The following is a 20,085-nucleotide window of genomic DNA, read 5'->3' on the forward strand; positions in this document are numbered from 1 at the left end:
TTACTCCAGGTTTAATGCGGTTTGAATGGACTGCCACGGGATATATTTGAAGTTCTGTGTCGCCTCTGGCATTCGGTTACGGCCATCCTGAACCACCAGCATCCCCCGGGAAAAATGCGTACCCAGCCCGGCACTGGTGACGTCCAGTCCATCGGTCTCTGAAGCACCATCAATGCCTGCCCGGGCGTTAATCCCAACGCGGAATGCTCCTCTGACCTGATAGGGTGCGTTGGCATCGAGGACCAGATAACTGTCGTTTCCCTGACTGGAGACAATCAGATAGGCGTTTCCCGGTTGCTCATAGACGGCAATGCCCTCCACGTCGTCTTGCAGCAGACTTCCTGTCTTAACCACCGGAGAGAGAACTGTTCCTGCCGAGGCATCAGCCCCGATAGTCCAGACCCCCTCACTCTCCTCACCAACAAACAACACCCTCTGTCGGTCAAACGCCACACAGCCTTCCGGTTGAGAGGCGACGCGGAAGCTGCGAACCTTCCGTCCATTAATTTTCTGTCCCTGCTGATAGAGTTCGTATTGCTGATAACGACCGTCCTTATCATTGACAAAAACATGCATCGCACCGGGCTCTGGCTGATACATGCAAAGTCCATAGATTTCAGATAAGTCAGTTGCTACAAGACCGGCCTCGGACACTTCGCCACTGTCCGGGTGAATACTGATCCGTTTCATCGTCGTATAAACCAAGATAAAAAACCGACGCAGTTTGTGGATCGCTTGCGGGTTGATAAACCGACAGCTGCTCCGGTGTTGCAATACCAGACAGGGAGCGGCGGGAGTTTTCCACCACATTGGCATCAGCATCCAACAAAAAGCGGTAAACTGTTTTTTGTTCCTGATCTATGGCCAGCAATCCATTCGGGATGCCAGCAAGCCCCGTGATCATAGTATGCGACAGTGATAGCGGCTTCCTGGTTGCCCCGGCCTCTGGATCCGCTGGATAAATCCATATGCCGCGCTCTTCTTCCAGCACAAATAATCGGGAATTGGCATCATCCACCGCGCAGGATGAGCTGCCAGGTGGCAGACTGAACTCCCTGATTTTTCGCGGCATCACTGTCTGGCTGGCACTATCCAGCACCAGCCACTGCTCGCCACGCCCCGCGCCATCCACCAGAAACAGATGGATTAATTGCTGTCGATCCCGAAACAGACAGATATCTTCTATTTCAAAGTCTGGAGCGGGCAGTAACGCTTCCCTTTTCAGGCGGGCTAGCTGGCCATCCACCGACACTATCATTGGTCGATTGGCCGCCGTGTCTACCGTGGCGGCAAGAGATGTTGAGACTCCTGCCAGTTTTACGCCATGCCGGACAGCAAGATGCTCCGTCTCACCCGGGAGGTCATCCAGAGGGACGCCCTGACGATCCAGCAACAGCGTTCCCTGTCGCTCGCTGGTCGCCAGCCACATTTCAGGCCCCTTGTCGCCAACCTTTAAGGGGATAATGGTTTCCCCCGACAGGTTTGACGTATTACTCATGGCTCTGGCAAGAATGACATCATCCGACCCGGTCCAAGCCGCACAACCAGCAAGCAGGCTGATCATGACAGCCCCACCAACGGCTCTGATAACACCGTTGATAACGATAAAGTTTTTTTTCATTGTTATACCACTATCAAAAATTGCTCAGGGTCAGACCCAGTTTGTAGGTGCGACCATACGCTTCATACTGGGCGTTATAGGCGGAGCTGCCGGTCTATTTATAAAAGGCGGCGTCATTCAGGTTAGTCACCTGGAAAAAAACCTGTACCTGATCGTCTACCTGGTAACGGCTGGTTAAATCAATCTGGGTATGGTCATCCACATAAAGGTCATAGCGTTCATCAGCCACCCGGGTTATTTCATCCAGGTAGTGGGACTTGTAATTGGCTGCCAGACGCAAACTGAAGCGGTCCATGTCATAACCCAGCTCAACATTGGCCGTAGTATCTGACTGACCAGGCAATTTCACATTGCGGGTAACCAGGTTGCCACCATCGACGCCTGTGACGTCGGCACTGGAATCAGTAAACGTGGCGTTGGTATTCAGCAGCAATCCATTCCAGGGCGGAGGCAATTCGGAAAACTGTTTAGAGTATGCCAGCTCAAGTCCATACACCTTACCCGAATCACCGTTGACCGCGACCCTGGCCTCGGAATAGGCCGCGTATTCACCCGTCCCGCCCAGATCCGTGGTATAGATGAAATTTCTGAGATTCTTATAGAACACAAACGCTGAAAATACTCCGGCCCGTCCCAGGTAAGTCTCTATGCCGAGATCCAGATTACTGGACTCCGTGGGATTGAGTGCCGGGTTACCAAACTCAGCTTTATCTCCCAGCTCCACCACATACCCTGGCCTGGCCTGTTCAAAGGTTGGCCGGACTACCGAGTTGGTCCAGGCTGCTCTTATCAGCTGATGGTCGTTTATACGATAACGGGCGTGGAAGGCAGGCAGCCAATGTCGATAGCTTTTATCGCTGGTTTTGGCTATGGCCAGACTATTGTCTTTGTCATAGCCAAAACCACGGGAGGTAAACTCTGTTCCTTCATAGCGGATGCCGGTCAGGAAACGCCACCGGTCAATAGCCACTTTCCCCATGATATACGCGGCATCAATGTCTTCCGTAATCCGGTAGTCTCCGATGGTGGATTTTTCATCATCCAGTGTTGCAGGAAGACCACTGATGGCATCCCGAACAGCATCGGGATTAACCGACGGACCAAAGTTACTCAATGAATAATCCACACCACCATTGACGAAACCGGTCATCGGCTGATTAATATTTTCCACCAGCCAGACATCTTCCGAAGCTTTTTTGTCACGACGACTGACCTTGCCACCAAACTTCACCACAGTCGGGCGATTCTGCCAGTCGAAGTCTTTGGAAAGATCCAGCTTCACGCTGATAATCTGGTCATCGGTCTCGGCAGTGGATTTTTCAGCTTCCGTAAGTGTGTAACTGGATGCCTGGTAAAAGTCATCGGGTCCGCTGACAACCGGTTGACTTCCATCGGTGTAGCTGAAGTTGCCGGTAATGCCTGTTCCTTCAAAAACAGACTCAACACTGTCTGGCTTTTTCTATTCGGCATGGCTGAAGCTGGCACTGTATTCCATGGTCCACTCCCGGTGACGGGAACTGCCCCCGACCACAGCAGAGACAATCTGCTGGATCTCTTCCCGGTCTTTCAGCTCCCGTTGCGCTTCACCACCATCAAGAGCGCCGGTAACCCCTTCTGCCAGACCACCAGCAAATGCCATTGTTACCCGGTCCCTCAGTTCAGTGTCTTTAAACTCGCTGTACAGGGTTCTCAGGTAGAGGTCATTATCGTTGCCGGTAATCAACATTCAGCGTGGCTCCCAGCCGTTCACGTTCAATGTCGTAGTTCCTCAGTTCAACTTCATCGAGTAACGGTGGCGTGTTATCAAAATTCCATGCACCACCGGTCTCTATATTTTCAGAACCGAATTGACGCTTATTCCAGCTGAAAGCTCCTGCCACGCCAAAATTATCCTGACCCTCTCCCACGCTGAAAATATCACTGACGGTGGCCGCCAGGCCCGGGCTATTCTGCCCGGTATCCCCATGGTGGGATCCATCGCCACTGACTTTGTAAAAAAAGCCATCCCGGTCAAAAGCTGACAGGCTTTTGATATTCACAGTGCCACCAATGGCGTCAGCGTCCATATCCGGAGTCAGGGTTTTGATGACCTGAAGAGACTCAAGCAACTCCGACGACACAACATCGAGATTAACGGCACGGTCACCGCTGTCAGGTGAGGGTACCATCATCCCATTGATAGAAACCGAGTTAAGGTCCGGTGACAATCCTCGAATACTGACCTTACGCCCTTCACCCTGATCCATTTCAACCGAGACACCGGACACCCGACGCAAGGCTTCTGCCACGTTGGCATCGGGAAGCTGTCCGATAGCATCGGCATTAACGGCACTGATAATCCCATCGGCAACTCTCTGCTGGTTCAGGGCCCGGTTCAGGTTAGCGGCATGACCTACAACCAGTACTTCCTCGGTTGCACCGGCCATGACCAGCTTAAAGATCTCAGTTGACGTCTGACCATCATTGACAGTCACTGTCCGAGCCAGGGTTTCTGCGCCCAGGTATTGAACCGTTAAGGTGTACTGACCCGCGTTGACGGCAGGGAACGAAAACGTTCCTTCACGATTGGTTGATGTCTCCAGGTTTAATTCTTCCAGACGGACTGAAGCTCCCTGCAATGCCACCTGACGCCCTTCAGTCACTAACCGCCCTGCAACCTTGCCAGCCGCTTGAGCAACCATTGGGTATATCGAAGAACTGATAGCCAGAGCCAGCACAGCAGGCCTGAACAGATTGTTATTCATTGAACATGATTTCATGAATCGCCCCAGTAAATTCCATTTGTTTTTTGTAAGTCTTATGCAGTCTTACTCTAGGACTATCAATTGACAGTTTTGTTACAAAGGTCTTTCACACCCTCGATAAAGGCTATTCCGATACCGGCTTGATGCCCTTTTTGAGCTGATATGACTGGTTATCCATATCAAGCCTCGGCAATCAAATTTGCATCAATCCGTCACAAATGATTAATAAATGTCCTTTGTAATAAGTAGTTAACCAAGAGGCTGTCCGGGAATATTATGGATATACAACAATAGAAGCAGTGGCTGGAAAACGACAGTCGATTTATAAAAGCGCACTGGCAACCGGCAGTATTGATCGACCTGGCAAGCAGTCGGGGGGTTGAAAAGCATCGGTTACTGCGGCATACCGGGCTATTTTACGAGGATATTATTACGGGCAATGTGATAATCAGTCCTGAGCAGTTTCTTCAGCTTATCAGCAATACCAGAAAGCTGCTCAAAGGTGATGATGTCAGTTTTCTATTTGGACACCGGCTGTTTCCCGGAAACTGCGGCAACTTGACCGAAGCCCTGCTCTGCTCAGGCAACCTCTATCAAGCGCTGAAGATGTTCTGTAGCAATTACCTGACCACCTCACCATTATTGGCCATGCACATGGACATGGATGACCAGTTTTGCCACATTCGTTTCTTTGACACCTGTGGTATTCAGGAAAACGAACGGTTTGTACTGGACACCATGATGGCAGCCATCAGCCAGCGAACCCGGATATTTCATAAACTGCCCCGAATCTCGCACAGGACTTTGTCGCTCTAAGGGATTTTGTGAGGGAGCGCGGTACCGGGGAGTACGGTCGACCGAACAAAACTCCCTTAGAGCGGCAAAGGACAAGCGAGAGCGGGAGCACGTTTATGAAATATCCGGGCTAAGCCGCTGGCTGTCAGGTAACAACCCGGTCTGGAAATACACCATCAGTCAAGCACCACCTGAATATATCGAGCAGTACCATGTTCATCTTGGCGAACACATAACCTTTAATGCCCAGGTAGCTGAACGGTTAAATTTCAGTGACACCAGTAACTTCCGCAGAGCCTTCATCCGATGGACAGGCATCACCCCAACGTTGCTAAAAACCTCCTGATTCTAACCAACTACTTCAAACTTGACCTCTGCATCTTTTTCCAGACGCTCAATAAGCCGGTCACCAAACAAGGTGGATGTTGTCCAGAAACCGCCCGCTTTAACGCTCTTCTGCTGGTTATCGTGCAAGTCCAGGGCCAATCCTGCCGCCACCTGTCCCAGCATTCTGGCGGTAGAGCCATACCCCGGATCGCCCTGGCCAACAACACGGGTGCGAATTTCCTGGCCATCTGCTGTTTTGCCCAGAAAGCGAATATCATAAAACCCGGTTTTCTGGGCTTCGGGAGAAGGGCCCTCGCCCGGTTTTGGCAACACGAATCGCTCCATAAACCAGCGGGTTGGCTTAATCACCATGGACAGCATAAACAGGCCCAGCCCGCCTACCAGAGCGGAAGACTGTAAACGACCTTTGAAACCAGCCCCCATCAGCATGGCTTCGCTGTACCTGAAATCCCTGCCATAAGGAAATTCAGCCAATGCATTGGAACGAAGGACCACCCGGGAATTAATGCCAGCCATAATGAAGGGTGCCAGCCACGCCCCAAAGCCGGAATCATACGTCGGTGTTTTAACAACTTCCTGTCTGGCCTTCAAGCTTTCATTGTCAGGGCAGAGCAGATAAGGGTTGGCCAACTGCCGACGTAATGCCGGGTTATTTGCTGCCTCACGAGTAAGGTTAGTCATACTGGCCAGCGTGCCACCGGATATCCCACCCCTGGCGGCTTTCACCCGCATGCTGATATCTGAACAGAATGAACCCAAAACTTCCCTGGCTTTTTTCTGGGTAAAGTACACGCCCATATCAGAAGGTATTGAGTCAAAGCCACTGCAATGAACAATGCGTGCACCGCTGTTGCGTGCCGTTTCCTCATACCGGTCCAGCATCTGTCGGATCCATTGCACCTCTCCGGTCAGGTCGCAATAATCAGTACCACCTTCCGCACAAGCCTTGACCAGTGATTCACCGTAAAGTGCGTAAGGTCCCACTGTCGAAACAATGACCCGGGCTTGCTGGCACAATGCTTTCAATGAAGTCTCATCAGCAGCGTCAGCCAGCAGCACAGGTAGTTCAGGCTGTTGCAATTTCTGCTTTAACTGAGCCAGTTTGGCTTGAGAGCGCCCTGCTATCGCCCAGTTAAGACGCTCCTGGTCATTGTCGTTAAACCTGTCAACCAGGTACTGGCAAAGTAGTTGTCCAACGAAGCTGGTCGCTCCGAATACAATTACATCAAATTGATTATTCATAAATTCAGGAGATCTCTTTACTTTGTCGTTTTTATAAGAGACATACAGCCTACAGAATTGAGTATGAAAATGGAAAAGATAAAAGAGATATAGTCAAGGAGCATCCACTCAATAACGCCGGGCAGATTATCCTTTTGAACTTATGAGCCATGAATGGGTCTCTTTATGACTATGTAAATCAAATTAAAAAAGTTGGTTAACTTTATGAATCCAGGTTTTCCTCACCAGCCAAGCAGTATTTATTACCCGACAAGCTCCGCACCTAAGCAAACAGCCCATGGTCAATCTGCTACCAATGGCCCAGATCCCAACGGAGCCGTTCAACATGAACGGATTAAAATCACCAGAACCATTCGAACAGAAGGCCTGAAGCCCGATCTGCATTGCTGTCATTCAGAACAACCTCCAAGCAACCCGTTACAGCCCGGTAGAGTTAGAGCTGACTATGCACACCAGCCATATTTTAATCAGCAGCCCCTGAACTACCCGCCAACCAACCAATACAGTAACACCTTCCTGACCTCAGCCAGCCAGTCCTGCCAGCCCATACCAGCCCATCACATTACTCGCCCTGACAGCCATCTGGACAAGGTTCAATATAACCAGGTGTCGGCAGAACCCACAACAGATCTACAAACACAAAACGAAATTACTGACCTCCTGAGTGAGATTTGTGACAAACCAACCGTTCCACCACAAAATCTAATGGGAAAGGCTGGCTCATCCTTTACGAATTACCAGCCTGCGCACATTTATGCCAGTCATTCTATTTGTCCGGGCATGCGGTTTTCAGACACGAAAGAGTCAGCCTTCTGGCACTTTTCGCAAGGCAATCAAGCCTTTCATCCTTCGTATCCTGGATTCAGAGCAGGCGCAAATGCCAGTATCATAGGCTACGGACAGCAGCCCCTCACACCCACAATCGCACAACCAGAAAACTTTATACCAAGCCCTCTCCTTTCATCCCCAAGAAAGCGTCTGCAAAATCAGGACTTGAGTCATCAGGCAAAATTTGGTGCATTTACTCCCACAAAACCTTATCTCGACACCATGGCTTACAACAGCAATTCAACCACAAACTCAAATGGTGCCAATTACCAAAACCCATTTACTGCGAACCAAATGAACCATTGGATGTACTCAAACGAACTGCAACGTTTTGCGAATACCCAGCTTGCTTACTCAGCCGCCAGTAGTGATTATTACCAGCAGCAAATGGCTCAGACCGCAGCCTACAAAAGCTATATGACGCAAAACCTCCCAACACCACATGTACAAAATCGTGCCGCCAAACCTTTACCTCCAGGGCAGTCAACAAGGCCTGAGCACTCGGCAAACAGTTATCCTGTTTCGGTTCCGGCTTCGGTTCCGGCTTCGGTTCCGGTTTCGTCACCTTCAGCTGATCAACCAGGCTCATCATCCCTGATTGCTCCCGCGAACAAATCAGCACCACAAGATTCCAATACCTTGCAACAAAGCACGGATTGCCCTGATACCCAGACCAAAAATACCAGTAAAGAAACACACACCCCGTCACCGGAAAGCAAAGCATCTGATGACAGTGGCAATGAGGTTGATTTTAATTGGCAAGCTCCTGAGTTTCAGAGGGATTCTGACGAGATTGTGTCATTAATCCACGGGACCGAAAATCTATTGGGTATACAAAAACTGGATTTACCCTGGATTACCACCGCACAGGCATTAATCATTGCCGCAGATGCCATTGACGGCAACATAACCGAAGCCACGATGCATATATTGCGATTAGGACTTTTAATGGAACAGCCAAATGAGCCAGACAATCCATTTGAGGATGTCAGCCCGGAGATGGCCAAGCTAGTCAACGACTGGTATGAGCAAAGCGAAGAAGACAAAATAGAATCTGAATACTTTGAATTGCTGAATTCCATTAATAGATATAGACGAACGAAAGGTGAACCAACATTGCAGGAAAGCACTTCTTGTAGCAGCGTTCTTGAAATAGCTAATGAAATATTACAGTCTGAAAGGAACGCAATGAGTAGTGATTCTTTACCACCAAAGCGTGACAGAGCCTTCCTGACTGAATACATCCAAACTGCCTTAAAATACATTCAAGGTGATAAGGAGTAAAAAAAGTTTTTGAAAACAAAGGAAGGAAGTATGGCGGTGAGGGAGGGATTCGAACCCTCGATACGGCTACAAACCGTATACTCCCTTAGCAGGGGAGCGCCTTCAGCCTCTCGGCCACCTCACCGGGAACGATGGCTATGTTACCCTGAGCACCTTGAAAAGCAAGTCTTTTTTTAACCAGGGAATTTTTTAGCCATCTTCCAAAGCCTCAGGTATGTGCTGCTTCCTGCCCCGAAGTTGCAGGAATCTTACAGACTAAAACAGTACTGAAATTTGAATCAGCGTCAGGATCTTTTTGTTCATTGAAGCAGTAGATAAATAAATGATCACCGTCGGGGCTAAACTTGACCATTCCAACGGGATGATCCAGTACTATCTTGTCTTTTTCTACCCATTGGCCGTCAGCATCAATACCCCAAAGTTGCACAAGGCCTGGCTGGTGTTGGTCCTTATCGTCTAGTTTGTTGCCGTAGGTCAGAAAATGATTTTCCGGACCATTAAAACGCACTCCTTCGATCCCGTAGACACCAAAGGTCGGGTTCGTCTGCGCCAGCTCAATCCACTCACCATTCGTTTCACGCCCGAGAATACTGGCGGTGCCCAAACTAGTGCTATAGGCAAGGTTCCCTGAATGGGAAAACTGAGCATCAAGAATATGATCTGAATGTTTAACCACCAGTTGTTTATGCAGATTTCCCTGACTGTCCAGGCCCTGAATTTTGAGGTTCCCTTTAAGATCAAGGGTCAGTACACTGTCCTCCTGAGCGTTGAAGGCAGCATGGGAAATCCCCATCTGATAATTACCTGCCCTTGCTTTCTCAACAAGATTACCTGCCCCATCATCACCCCAAATGCAGGCAAATTTCGAACCGAAGCCATAGCTCAAAAGCAGTTTCTCTGAGGGGCTGAAGATGATGTCGCTACTGCCCGGGTGCTCAAGGGTTTGAGCTTTACCCGGCCTGCGGCAGTCGAGGACTTTATAGATGACATTGGTCGGTCTGTAGATGGTTTCGCTGCCGCTGCCCTCTGGTTTATAAAGACTTGCCCGTAACATACGCCCGGAGGGACTGAATCGAGCATAGGCACAATTATGCATTTCAGTTTGTACTACCCAGGCACCGTCATCATTGTAGCCGGAAATCAAGGCGTTACGATCTTTATCAACAGTCAGCGTGTGTTGGCCGGAGGCATTAATGGACGCGTAATCTACGCTTCCCTCATGCTCGTTGAGGTGATTTAACCTACCTTCAGGATGACTGATTTCCCCAATCTGCAACCAATTGCCATCAGCATCGCATCCCACAAAGACTTCCTCATTACCCTCGGTCAAGATCAGGGCATGTCGCTCATCATCGCTGAACTGGACGCTTAAAATCTTGCTGTTACAATCAATGGTCTTTATTTCCTCCAGACACTTGTTCTGATCATTACAGCTCCAAAAGGTCGCTGTTCTGCCCTCGCACGTCAGTATACAATCGGTCCTGGCCCCGAAGCATATTTGAACAGAATCCTTCATCGGCCAGTGACGGATCTCTTTATTCTGGGTCAGAGGGGTCCAACGGCCATTGAAATCCCCCCCCCCCCCATACGCTGATTTTACCGGTTTGAACATCCCTGGTTATGATCTTGTCCTGCAAAGGGCTGAAGTCTGGCATCTCTTTAGGGCTTTCTTCATTCCCGGGGGTGTGATCAAGCGCCACCTCCTCCTGACCAGGATCAATATCTTTACTCTTACTCACCAGGACACTGCCATCGTGGTTGTCACTCAGGATTGTGAGTCCCGACTTGTTGAGCTGGTAGAGCATGACAGCGTCAGGAGCCAGGGAATGCCATTTGTGTTCATCCAGCCATTTGCCATCCGTACCCGGTCGCCAGATGCCAAGGCGATAACCGTCCCTGGAGCAGCAATGGATAACCAGGGACTCACTTGCCGGGCTGAAACTGGCATCAAAAACACTGTAATTACTAAAGATTAACTTAGCTTCTAATCGCAGATAATCTGTCTGGCAGTGGAAGATATCTTCCACCATTGGGTCAATTGTGTCAGGCTGCCTGTTATTGACCGCAACATCCGGTAACTGTCCATGCTGTTGCATTGCACCGGACAAACCATCTTTTGATGACTGCTGCATCATGGAAACAGGCAGCTCGGCAATCTTGCGTTGATCGGTAGTAGCGGTGATGCCCGGTTCAGGTGGTAGATCTTGCGTCCACTGTTTCAGCGTTAGATTCTGATCCGATTCAGGGACTGTCGCGATGCATTTATTAAAGGCCGCCGCTGGCCCATGCGGTTTTTTCAGACTCTCAGATTCCTTCTGACCACTGTCTTCTACTCTGTTTGCTGGCACACTGATTGCCGATGTTGATTGCATGATAAATATCTCCGGTCATATTGACAAAAAGAGGGTTAATCAATGATGCGATGAGTCAGAGACACCCTTAATTGATTGTCTGACCATTCAGCTTCTAAGCTGTAGATCAGCGCATTTGACAAAAGTTCCTGCCTTAAGAGATTTTTTAGTTCAGGATCATAATACCAATCGTGTTGTTTAACTCCCGTGATGAGCAGAATGGCCCCTAAAGACAAGGCGCTGAGAACAATCATAGCCTGTAAGCCATGGCGACAATCGCCAAAACAGGTTTCAGGCTCAAGTTTCCAGTTGCAGAAAACCTCCTGAACAGGGAGTTTGCAGTCACGGAGGCGAAAAAGATCTATACGACAGATATTACTTACTTGTGGACTCGCGAGGGATGACCGAACGCTTCTTTGGAAGTCTGAAAAGGGAAAGGACTGATCATTATATTTTCGAAACAAGAGCAGATGTTGAAGCAGCGGTTATTGCTTGTATTTTGTTCTACAACAACCACAGACTTCACTCCTATCTTGATTACGTGAGCCCTGTGGACTTTGAACAACAGGAATTCAGGAAAGCGGCTTAATCAGGTGTCCATTTGTACTTGACCACTACAAAAAAGCCTGACAACCTGCCAGGCATTTTGAAACTGTCTGCGGGTATTAACAAAGACCCCTTAATCAAGTCAGAGATATAAACGAAAGTCTAATAATTATCAGTAAGACTCGTAAGATTCAGACTCGTATCCGGACTCGTAACCTTCATCTTCTTCATAAGAGCGACCAGTTCCACCTTTCTTGTGCTCTTTTTCTTTTTGAATTCTCTGGTAAATTTCTTCCCGGTGAACTGCAACCTCTTTTGGTGCGTTAACACCGATGCGAACCTGGTTACCTTTAACACCCAGAACAGTGACAGTGACCTCGTCCCCTACCATCAGTGTCTCTCCTACGCGGCGAGTCAGAATCAGCATTTCAATCTCCTTATTTACATCTCTGTTAAGTCAACAACCGTCAATTCTGAGCACGCTGGTGCATTGGTTAGAAGCTGATGATATCACCCATAATGATCGCGTGAAATTACACGACACCAACCCCAGTACAGACATTATTTCACCTTAAAATTGCCTGACCTTTAAACTGCTTTAGTACTCAGTTCAAAGTAATGAAGTATATGCCAGCTCAACCGTTCATGCTTAAGAATTATTCAGCAAACCCAGTCTAGTCACCAAGTTCAAGATTTCCATTCGTATTTCTACCTGCCGGAAATGGTTTTTGGGCTTGATAACTCTACGCGCTTTACTTTTGACTGCTTTTGAATACCTGTTGCTCTTTCCACCCTTGCTATTTCAGGTGGGTTTGGAGCAGAAGAGCCCCCTTACGAGGCTCACGATTTTATTTATATTGACGTTTTAGACCCCATTATCTTCCATTGGTTCCCTGTCCAGCTGAAAAGCTGAGTGGAGCGCCCGAACAGCGAGCTCCAGGTATTTCTCTGCAATGATAACGGAAACCTTGATTTCGGACGTTGAGATGATCTGAATATTAATCCCTTCAGCCGCCAGCGCTTCAAACATCTTGGTGGCTACCCCCGCATGGGAGCGCATGCCAACGCCGACAATGGAAACCTTGGCGATTTTCATATCACCGTGGTATTCACGGGCTTCGAGCTCTTTAACAATCTGCTCAACCACCACTTTAGCCCGCTCATAATCATTACGATGAACGGTAAAGGTGAAATCGGTGGTTTTGTCCTCGGCCGTATTCTGGACAATCATATCCACTTCAATATTGGCCCGGCTGACCGGCCCCAGAATCCGGGATGCCACACCGGGAATATCGGGCACGCCCTTAATGGTCAGCTTGGCTTCATCTCGGTTGAATGCGATGCCGGAAACTACCGGTGATTCCATGGCGATACCCTCATCCAGTGTAATCAGTGTTCCAGGGCCATCCTGGAAGGTGTGCAGAACTCTCAGGTTAACATTGTATTTGCCAGCAAACTCGACAGCCCGGATCTGCAGGACCTTGGAGCCCAGACTGGCCATTTCCAGCATTTCTTCAAAGGTGATCTTGTCGAGCCGACGGGCTCCCTCAACCACTCGCGGGTCGGTGGTGTAAACACCATCGACATCCGTGTATATCTGGCATTCATCAGCCTTCAGGGCCGCTGCCAGCGCTACTGCCGTGGTATCCGAACCTCCCCGCCCCAGGGTGGTGATATTATTTTCTTCGTCACGCCCCTGGAAACCGGCCACCACAACCACGCGCCCCAGCTCCAGGTCCCTGACGATATGCTCGGTGTCTATGCGCTGGATGCGGGCCTTGGTGTGGACACTGTCAGTAACAATAGCTACCTGACTACCGGTATAGGACGTCGCAGGGCAGCCCCGCTCATTCAGGGCCATACTCAAAAGACCGATGGTCACCTGCTCGCCCGTCGAGAGGATAACATCCATCTCCCGAGGCGTCGGCTGTGACTGCATGGATCGGGCAAGCTCCACCAGTCGGTTGGTTTCACCACTCATGGCGGAAACCACAACGACCACGTCGTGCCCCTGTTCGCGGAACCCTTTGACCTTATCAGCAACCCCCTGAATGCGTTCAGTGGTGCCTACTGAGGTGCCGCCAAATTTCTGTACTATTAGCGCCATTTTATTCGTTCTACTTCAATCAGCCATGACCCGGAGGCTGACCGGGAATAGAGCGCCTTACTGCGAACACTATTCCCGCACAGCCTCCTGATGATCAAGCTTCCCTGTACCAGCTTCCTGCTGCAACAGCCCAACATAATTTACAGAATACAGACATTCAGAAGCCGGACAGCAAAAGCTGCCATCTCTATCATTCAGTGGATGACAGAATGTACCATGAATCCCCTCCGGGGTGTATGCCTCAAAGAAATAAAAAACGGGCTGCCCCATAGGGAACAGCCCGTTTTTACGCTGACTTGTCAGAATAGCTAACCATCCTGGCAAAACCGCTTACAACTGCGCTTCCAACCACCCTTTAATAGACGACAACGCTTTTTCAAGATTCTCTGGCTGAGAACCACCACCCTGGGCAAAATCAGGACGACCACCGCCTTTGCCACCCAGCTGCTCAGCCACCATCTTCAGCAGATCACCCGCCTTGACACGTCCGGTCAGATCTTTGGTCACACCGGCAGCCAGAGGCACCTTGCCATCCGCTTTGGTGGCCAGGAAAACGATACCAGAGCCCAGTTTGTTCTTCAGCTGGTCAACCATGTCGCGCAATGATTTGGGGTCAACACCCTCAAGCTCCGTCGCCAGCAGCTTAACGCCATTTACCTCAACCGCCTGAGACACCAGGTCAGAACTGCCAGCGCTGGCCAGCTTCTGCTTCAGCTGCTGCAACTCTTTTTCCAGGCTCTTGGTCTGGGTAACCAGCGCCTGCAATTTGGCGTCGAGACTTTCCGGTTTGGCTTTCAGCACACGACAAGCGTTGTTCAGCTCGGCAAAGCGCGTCTGCACAAAAGCTTCAGCACCCGCACCGGTCACCGCTTCGATACGACGCACACCGGCGGCAATGCCACTTTCCGCAACAATTCGGAACGCACCAATATCTCCGGTGCGACGGGCGTGGATACCGCCACACAGTTCGATCGAGAAGTTGTCGGTGCCCATGGTCAGTACTCGCACTTCGTCAGCGTACTTTTCACCAAACAATGCCATGGCTCCTTTTGCCCTGGCTGCGTCCATATCCATCAGTTCAGTCTGTACTGGAGTATTGGTACGGATCTGTTCATTCACCAGCGCTTCAATGGCATTTAATTCTTCCGGCTTCACCGCTTCAAGGTGAGAGAAGTCAAAGCGCAGACGCTCCGGATCAACCAGAGAACCTTTCTGGGTTACATGATCACCCAGCACCTGTCTCAGGGCTGCATGCAGCAGATGCGTTGCCGAGTGATTCAGTGAGGTAGCATGACGCTTGTCAGCATCAACATCGGCGGATACTTCATCGCCAGACTTCAGTTCACCGGATACCACTTCGACAATATGGAGGTGGTGATCACCCTGCTTCCGGGTATCCACAACACGTACAGAACCGGTGGCAAAATTCAGCAGGCCGGTATCACCCACCTGGCCACCGGACTCTGCATAGAATGGCGTCTGTTCCAGAATAACCGTTGCCTGCAGGCCTTCATTGATCTGTCCTACCTGCTCACCACCCACAAACAGGGAGTGAACGCGAGCCTGACCTGCCGTGTTATCGTAGCCGGTAAAAGCGGTTGAGCCTTCGATCACCAGCTGATCATTGTAATCAACACCAAACTTGCTGGATGCACGGGCACGCTCACGCTGAGCCTCCAGTGCCTGTTCAAAACCCTCAATATCCACTGTCAGCTCACGCTCACGGGCAATGTCTTCCGTCAGATCCACCGGGAAGCCGTAGGTATCATACAGCGTGAACAGGGTTTCACCGGAGATCACATCTCCCCGCCCACTGGCCTTCAGAGCAGCAATGCTCTCTTCCAGCAGTTTCATCCCTTTATCCAGGGTACGGGTAAACTGTTCCTCTTCCTGCAGCAGAACCCGCTCGATGTGCGCCTGGTTCTTCGCCAGATCCGGATAAGCGTCACCCATCACCAGCACCAGTGAACCCACCAGCTTATAAAAGAAGGATTCTTTAGCCCCCAGCTTGTGGCCATGACGGCAGGCACGGCGGATAATCCGGCGCAGCGTGTAGCCCCGGCCTTCATTGGAGGGCACAACGCCATCACTGATCAGGAAACAGCAGGAACGGATATGGTCAGCAATAACCCGCAGGGACGCTTCCGTGGTGGCAACGCCACCGATAATCTCAGAAGCATCGTTCAGCAGAGACTGGAACAGATCAATCTCGTAGTTGCTGTTGACATGCTGCATCACTGCGGCAATTCGCTCCAGGCCCATGCCGGTATCAACCGATGGTCTGGGCAGTGGTTGCATATCACCGTCGGCCTGACGGTTGTACTGCATAAATACGATATTCCAGATTTCAATAAAGCGATCACCGTCTTCTTCTGGCGTGCCCGGACGACCACCCCAGATATGGTCACCGTGATCATAGAAAATTTCGGTACAGGGGCCACAGGGGCCGGTATCGCCCATCTGCCAGAAGTTATCGGAAGCGTAAGGCGCTCCCTTATTGTCGCCAATGCGGATAATATCCTCCGCTGCGATACCAATGTCGTTTAACCAGATATTGTAGGCTTCATCGTCAGAGGCATAGATGGTGACGCAAAGACGTTCTTTAGGCAGTTTCAGCGTGCCGGTCAGAAAGTTCCAGGCAAAGTGGATCGCTTCTTTCTTGAAGTAATCGCCAAAGCTGAAATTACCCAGCATTTCAAAGAAGGTGTGGTGACGGGCGGTATAACCGACGTTATCCAGGTCATTGTGCTTGCCCCCGGCACGTACACACTTCTGGGACGTGGTAGCACGTTTGTAGTCACGCTGCTCACGACCCAGGAAAGTGTCTTTGAACTGGTTCATCCCGGCATTGGTAAACAGCAGGGTTGGGTCGTCATGGGGTACCAGAGAGCTACTGGCAACCACTTCATGGCCGTTTTCCCTGAAGTATTCCAGAAAAGCAGAACGTATTTCGTTAGTCTTCATATACAGTTCCCACTGGGGGAGTTATCTCTTGACAGCCATGAGCGGAAAAAGCCGCTCACTCCCAAACACAAAAATGGCAGCTTAATCACAATGAGCCGCCTTTTCACAGTAAATTTACGCGAACCGGGGATTATATAGGAATGGCGGGGAAAAATGATCACTTCACCCCATCATTAACAGGCTTTTTACCGGGCTTTTTTCACTGACGGCCTAATGAGCACCAAAGCGGTACTGCTCAAGTATGCGCAGAGAGCGCGAATCTTCATCCCTTCGCTGGCCTTTGCGTGCCCATAAATAGCGGTCACAATAGATTTGAATCAGGGCCTCCATCAGCTGACGATTGGTGTTTTCACCCAGCTCGCCCAGCGCTCTTGCTGCCACTTCAGCGGTACACAAGTGCTGCTCCTGACGATTGCGTCGGAGACGGTAGATGGATGGCGCTTCAGGCTGCAAGCTCAGCAAATTCAAACCATGCAACCAGGGGCTTTGACGATACATTTTCCTGGCCTGTTGCCAGGTTGCATCAATGATAATGAAGACAACCTTACGTTCACACCCGGAATTATAGTGCCATTGCCTGTTATTACCCTGGACTTCTACCGCATATTCCTTCGGAAACATCAGCACTGGCAACCAGTCCGGATCGTCCAGCAGTTCCAACAACGCCTTATCCGGTGAGGTCCGGCTCCAGTTGAATATGCGGGTTCCGGGTATCGCCGCCTGAATCAATTTGCCCGTATTGGTTGGCTTATCAAACTCTTTATCGTGGGTAATCAGCCAAAAGCAGGCAGCAGACTCTGCCTTTGGGATTAACCGGCAGATACAGGCATACTCTGGCAATCGGCACTGATGACAATCACCCTTCGCAGCAGGCATTAGGTTAGGACACCTTTTTTGTGAGATTGGTGGTTATGAAGAGGAGAAAGCGGAGTATATCTGGCTCATGGAGAAGCCGCGCTGGGCCAGAAAGCGGGTCTGTCGGGCTCTCTCTTTATGGTCCCGGGGTACAGAGGCACCAAATTTTCGCTCTTTTACCGCTTTTGCCAGTTCATCCCAGTGATCGTCCTGCTCCAGCAGGTATTGACCGATCAACTCGCTATCAACTCCTTTCTGAAACAGTTCCGCTTTAATACGAACCGGACCGTAGCCCCGCTGTTGACGACTGTAGACAAAACTTTCAACAAAGCGGTCATCACTTTGCAGCCGCTCTTCCCGCAAGCGGGTAAGCGCGTCTAATACCAGTTCCCGGGGAAAACGGCCCGAGAGTTTTCGGGCCAGTTCGGTAAAACCATGTTCCCGCCGGGCCAGTAGATCCATGGCAGCCCGGCGGACATCGTTTACCGATTGAATGACATCAGCAGACATTCAATTACTCAGCCAGCAGCTCGTCCTGCTGAACACTTGCCGCTGCATCGTCGTCACCTTTTTTGCCAGCACTTTTTCCGGCGTCAGCTTCGGCTTTTTTTGCAGCGTCCTTCTCTGGGGTGCTCATTAACTCAGCACGGATATGGGCTTCGATTTCAGCCGCCACTTCCGGGTTATCAGAAAGATACTGGGCAGCATTGGCTTTACCCTGACCAATCTTGGTTCCCTTATAGGCATACCAGGCACCGGATTTGTCCACCAGCTTCAGCTTGACACCCAGATCAATCACTTCGCCCATATGGTAGATGCCCTGACCGTACAGAATCTGGAATTCAGCCTGACGGAATGGTGGCGATACCTTGTTCTTCACCACTTTAACGCGGGTTTCGTTACCGATCACCTCATCGCCCTGCTTCACCGAACCGGTACGACGAATATCAAGACGTACAGAAGAGTAGAATTTCAGTGCGTTACCGCCGGTAGTGGTTTCCGGGTTGCCGAACATCACACCGATCTTCATACGGATCTGGTTAATGAAGATGACCATGCAGTTGGTCTGTTTGATGGAACCGGTCAGCTTACGCAGTGCCTGAGACATCAGACGGGCCTGCAGACCAACATGGGAATCCCCCATGTCACCTTCAATTTCAGCCTTGGGCACCAGGGCTGCGACAGAGTCAACCACGATAACATCCACGGCACCGGAACGAACCAGCATATCGGTGATTTCCAGCGCCTGTTCACCGGTATCCGGCTGGGAGACGTACAGGTCATCCACATTTACACCCAGCTTACCGGCGTACTGTGGGTCCAGGGCATGCTCAGCATCAACAAAGGCACAGGTGGCACCGTGCTTCTGGGCCTGGGCAATAACGCTCAGGGTCAGCGTGGTTTTACCGGAAGATTCAGGGCCGAAAATTTCAATAACACGGCCTTTCGGCAGGCCACCAATGCCCAGGGCAATATCCAGTTGCAGAGAACCGGTAGAAATTGCGGGAATTGCTTCCTGCTTCTGATCCCCCATCCGCATGATGGCACCTTTACCAAACTGTCGGTCAATCTGGCCAAGTGCTGCTGCCAACGCTTTTTTTCTGTTATCATCCATTTTTTCACGCCCTCAGTTCGATTCTGATTTCATCAGGAACAGCTCAATAAGTTATACTGTATATTTAAACAGATACTGGATATTTGTCCAGTATATTTATCGCTTCGACAGGAAGGAATCTTTTTTCAGGTTAACGTTTCTCAGGTCAACAGGGTCAGAACCCCCAGTAACGCCTGAACAACCGTTTGCGCCCTGATCTGATCACGATCACCCTCAAAATGGAAGTACCTTGCAGCGGTTTCCTGGCCGGTACCCCAGGCAATCCAGACGGTTCCCACAGGTTTTTCCGGTGTCGCCCCCCCCCGGTCCGGCAACACCGGTCACGGCTATAGATATGTCTGTTGCCAACAGCTTGCGGACACCCCGGGCCATGGCGATAGCCACCTGCTCACTGACCGCACCGTATTTATTCAGCAACACAGTCGGCACATGCAGGAGATTGGCCTTTACGCCATTGGCATAGCAGATGACACCACCTTCAAACCAGGCCGAGCTTCCCGGCAACACGGTCAGGGCATGACCAATACCACCACCGGTACAGGATTCAGCGGTAGACAGGGTCCAGCCCCTGGACATCAGGAGTTCAGCAATTTCACTGACAATGGGAGACGTAGCAGAATGCAGTGTGGGTTCCATGGTCACTCGCCAGTACGGTTATCAGAGGAGCCAATCGGGATAGGATGTTATAACACGATTAGGGGAAGTCTTCACAAGTTATCATCGAATGCCCCATTTCACAGCACTGTTGCCGGGGAACATGCTTTGCCCCGGAGCCCAGGAGGCTG

At 50.4% G+C, this 20,085-nt stretch carries 19 protein-coding genes, 1 tRNA gene and 1 pseudogene; 3 read left to right on the forward strand and 18 right to left on the reverse strand.

Annotated features, from left to right (window positions below):
* The 5 genes from O3276_RS04280 to O3276_RS04300 all read right to left on the reverse strand — a co-directional run bounded on the left by O3276_RS04280 (position 1) and on the right by O3276_RS04300 (position 4,365).
* Positions 1–690, reverse strand: a complete 690-nt coding sequence (locus O3276_RS04280; protein WP_269674522.1) for a phytase — start codon at positions 688–690, stop codon at positions 1–3.
* Positions 626–1,621 carry a phytase gene (locus tag O3276_RS04285; protein WP_269674523.1) on the reverse strand — a complete coding sequence of 332 codons (996 nt, stop codon included), beginning with the start codon at positions 1,619–1,621 and terminating at the stop codon, positions 626–628. Before O3276_RS04285 ends, O3276_RS04280 begins: the two co-directional genes overlap by 65 nt.
* Positions 1,622–1,715: 94 nt before the next feature.
* Positions 1,716–3,038, reverse strand: a complete 1,323-nt coding sequence (locus O3276_RS04290) for a TonB-dependent receptor domain-containing protein (protein ID WP_269675933.1) — start codon at positions 3,036–3,038, stop codon at positions 1,716–1,718.
* Positions 3,039–3,080: 42 nt separating this feature from the next.
* Complete coding sequence (locus O3276_RS04295) at positions 3,081–3,347, reverse strand: hypothetical protein (protein WP_269674524.1); 267 nt, start codon at positions 3,345–3,347, stop codon at positions 3,081–3,083.
* Positions 3,325–4,365: a TonB-dependent receptor plug domain-containing protein gene (locus O3276_RS04300; RefSeq protein ID WP_269674525.1), complete on the reverse strand. Its 1,041-nt coding sequence runs from the start codon at positions 4,363–4,365 to the stop codon at positions 3,325–3,327. Before O3276_RS04300 ends, O3276_RS04295 begins: the two co-directional genes overlap by 23 nt.
* Positions 4,366–4,716: 351 nt before the next feature.
* Here O3276_RS04300 and O3276_RS04305 point away from each other — a divergent pair, with 351 nt between their 5' ends.
* The gene (locus tag O3276_RS04305; RefSeq protein ID WP_269674526.1) at positions 4,717–5,181 is read left to right on the forward strand and encodes an AraC family transcriptional regulator ligand-binding domain-containing protein; all 465 of its coding nucleotides are present in this window, start codon (positions 4,717–4,719) and stop codon (positions 5,179–5,181) included.
* Between the two features lie 327 nt (positions 5,182–5,508).
* Here the strand turns inward: O3276_RS04305 and O3276_RS04310 are convergent, their stop codons facing one another.
* The gene (locus O3276_RS04310) at positions 5,509–6,750 is read right to left on the reverse strand and encodes a saccharopine dehydrogenase family protein (RefSeq protein ID WP_269674527.1); all 1,242 of its coding nucleotides are present in this window, start codon (positions 6,748–6,750) and stop codon (positions 5,509–5,511) included.
* A 204-nt stretch (positions 6,751–6,954) separates the two neighbouring features.
* On the opposite strand from O3276_RS04310, the gene O3276_RS04315 reads away from it, so the two are divergent.
* Positions 6,955–8,862, forward strand: coding sequence for a hypothetical protein (locus O3276_RS04315; RefSeq protein ID WP_269674528.1), 1,908 nt, complete (start codon positions 6,955–6,957; stop codon positions 8,860–8,862).
* A 31-nt stretch (positions 8,863–8,893) separates the two neighbouring features.
* Here O3276_RS04315 and O3276_RS04320 read toward each other — a convergent pair.
* From O3276_RS04320 to O3276_RS04335, 4 genes are all read right to left on the reverse strand, one after another.
* Positions 8,894–8,986 (reverse strand) — tRNA-Ser (locus O3276_RS04320).
* An 84-nt stretch (positions 8,987–9,070) separates the two neighbouring features.
* A complete protein-coding gene (locus tag O3276_RS04325) occupies positions 9,071–10,192 on the reverse strand; it encodes a WD40 repeat domain-containing protein (protein ID WP_269674529.1) in 1,122 nt (373 codons plus the stop codon).
* Between the two features lie 205 nt (positions 10,193–10,397).
* Positions 10,398–11,234 (reverse strand): hypothetical protein, encoded by an 837-nt coding sequence (locus O3276_RS04330; RefSeq protein ID WP_269674530.1) that lies wholly within the window; start codon positions 11,232–11,234, stop codon positions 10,398–10,400.
* A gap of 35 nt (positions 11,235–11,269) precedes the next feature.
* The gene (locus O3276_RS04335) at positions 11,270–11,467 is read right to left on the reverse strand and encodes a hypothetical protein (RefSeq protein WP_269674531.1); all 198 of its coding nucleotides are present in this window, start codon (positions 11,465–11,467) and stop codon (positions 11,270–11,272) included.
* 146 nt (positions 11,468–11,613) lie between these two features.
* On the opposite strand from O3276_RS04335, the gene O3276_RS25630 reads away from it, so the two are divergent.
* Complete coding sequence (locus tag O3276_RS25630; protein WP_442876559.1) at positions 11,614–11,802, forward strand: IS3 family transposase; 189 nt, start codon at positions 11,614–11,616, stop codon at positions 11,800–11,802.
* Between the two features lie 219 nt (positions 11,803–12,021).
* Here the strand turns inward: O3276_RS25630 and csrA are convergent.
* The 8 genes and pseudogenes from csrA to O3276_RS04375 form a co-directional block, all read right to left on the reverse strand.
* A pseudogene (gene csrA / locus O3276_RS04340) lies at positions 12,022–12,186 on the reverse strand (carbon storage regulator CsrA); the annotation flags it as partial.
* Positions 12,187–12,624: 438 nt separating this feature from the next.
* Positions 12,625–13,866, reverse strand: coding sequence for an aspartate kinase (locus O3276_RS04345; RefSeq protein WP_269674532.1), 1,242 nt, complete (start codon positions 13,864–13,866; stop codon positions 12,625–12,627).
* A 330-nt stretch (positions 13,867–14,196) separates the two neighbouring features.
* Complete coding sequence (gene alaS, locus O3276_RS04350; protein WP_347710289.1) at positions 14,197–16,830, reverse strand: alanine--tRNA ligase; 2,634 nt, start codon at positions 16,828–16,830, stop codon at positions 14,197–14,199.
* Between the two features lie 210 nt (positions 16,831–17,040).
* On the reverse strand, positions 17,041–17,706 hold the full coding sequence (locus tag O3276_RS04355; protein WP_269674533.1) for a tRNA-uridine aminocarboxypropyltransferase: 666 nt from the start codon (positions 17,704–17,706) through the stop codon (positions 17,041–17,043).
* A gap of 33 nt (positions 17,707–17,739) precedes the next feature.
* The gene (locus O3276_RS04360; RefSeq protein ID WP_269674534.1) at positions 17,740–18,195 is read right to left on the reverse strand and encodes a regulatory protein RecX; all 456 of its coding nucleotides are present in this window, start codon (positions 18,193–18,195) and stop codon (positions 17,740–17,742) included.
* 4 nt (positions 18,196–18,199) lie between these two features.
* Entirely contained in the window at positions 18,200–19,300 is a 1,101-nt protein-coding gene (gene recA / locus O3276_RS04365) for a recombinase RecA (RefSeq protein WP_269674535.1), read from the reverse strand.
* 140 nt (positions 19,301–19,440) lie between these two features.
* Positions 19,441–19,578, reverse strand: coding sequence for a CinA family protein (locus O3276_RS04370; protein ID WP_269674536.1), 138 nt, complete (start codon positions 19,576–19,578; stop codon positions 19,441–19,443).
* Positions 19,514–19,936 carry a CinA family protein gene (locus O3276_RS04375; RefSeq protein ID WP_269674537.1) on the reverse strand — a complete coding sequence of 141 codons (423 nt, stop codon included), beginning with the start codon at positions 19,934–19,936 and terminating at the stop codon, positions 19,514–19,516. Before O3276_RS04375 ends, O3276_RS04370 begins: the two co-directional genes overlap by 65 nt.
* Between the last annotated feature and the right edge of the window lie 149 nt (positions 19,937–20,085).

The sequence above is a fragment of the Endozoicomonas sp. GU-1 genome, assembly GCF_027366395.1.
In the GTDB taxonomy this organism is placed as follows: Bacteria; Pseudomonadota; Gammaproteobacteria; order Pseudomonadales; family Endozoicomonadaceae; genus Endozoicomonas.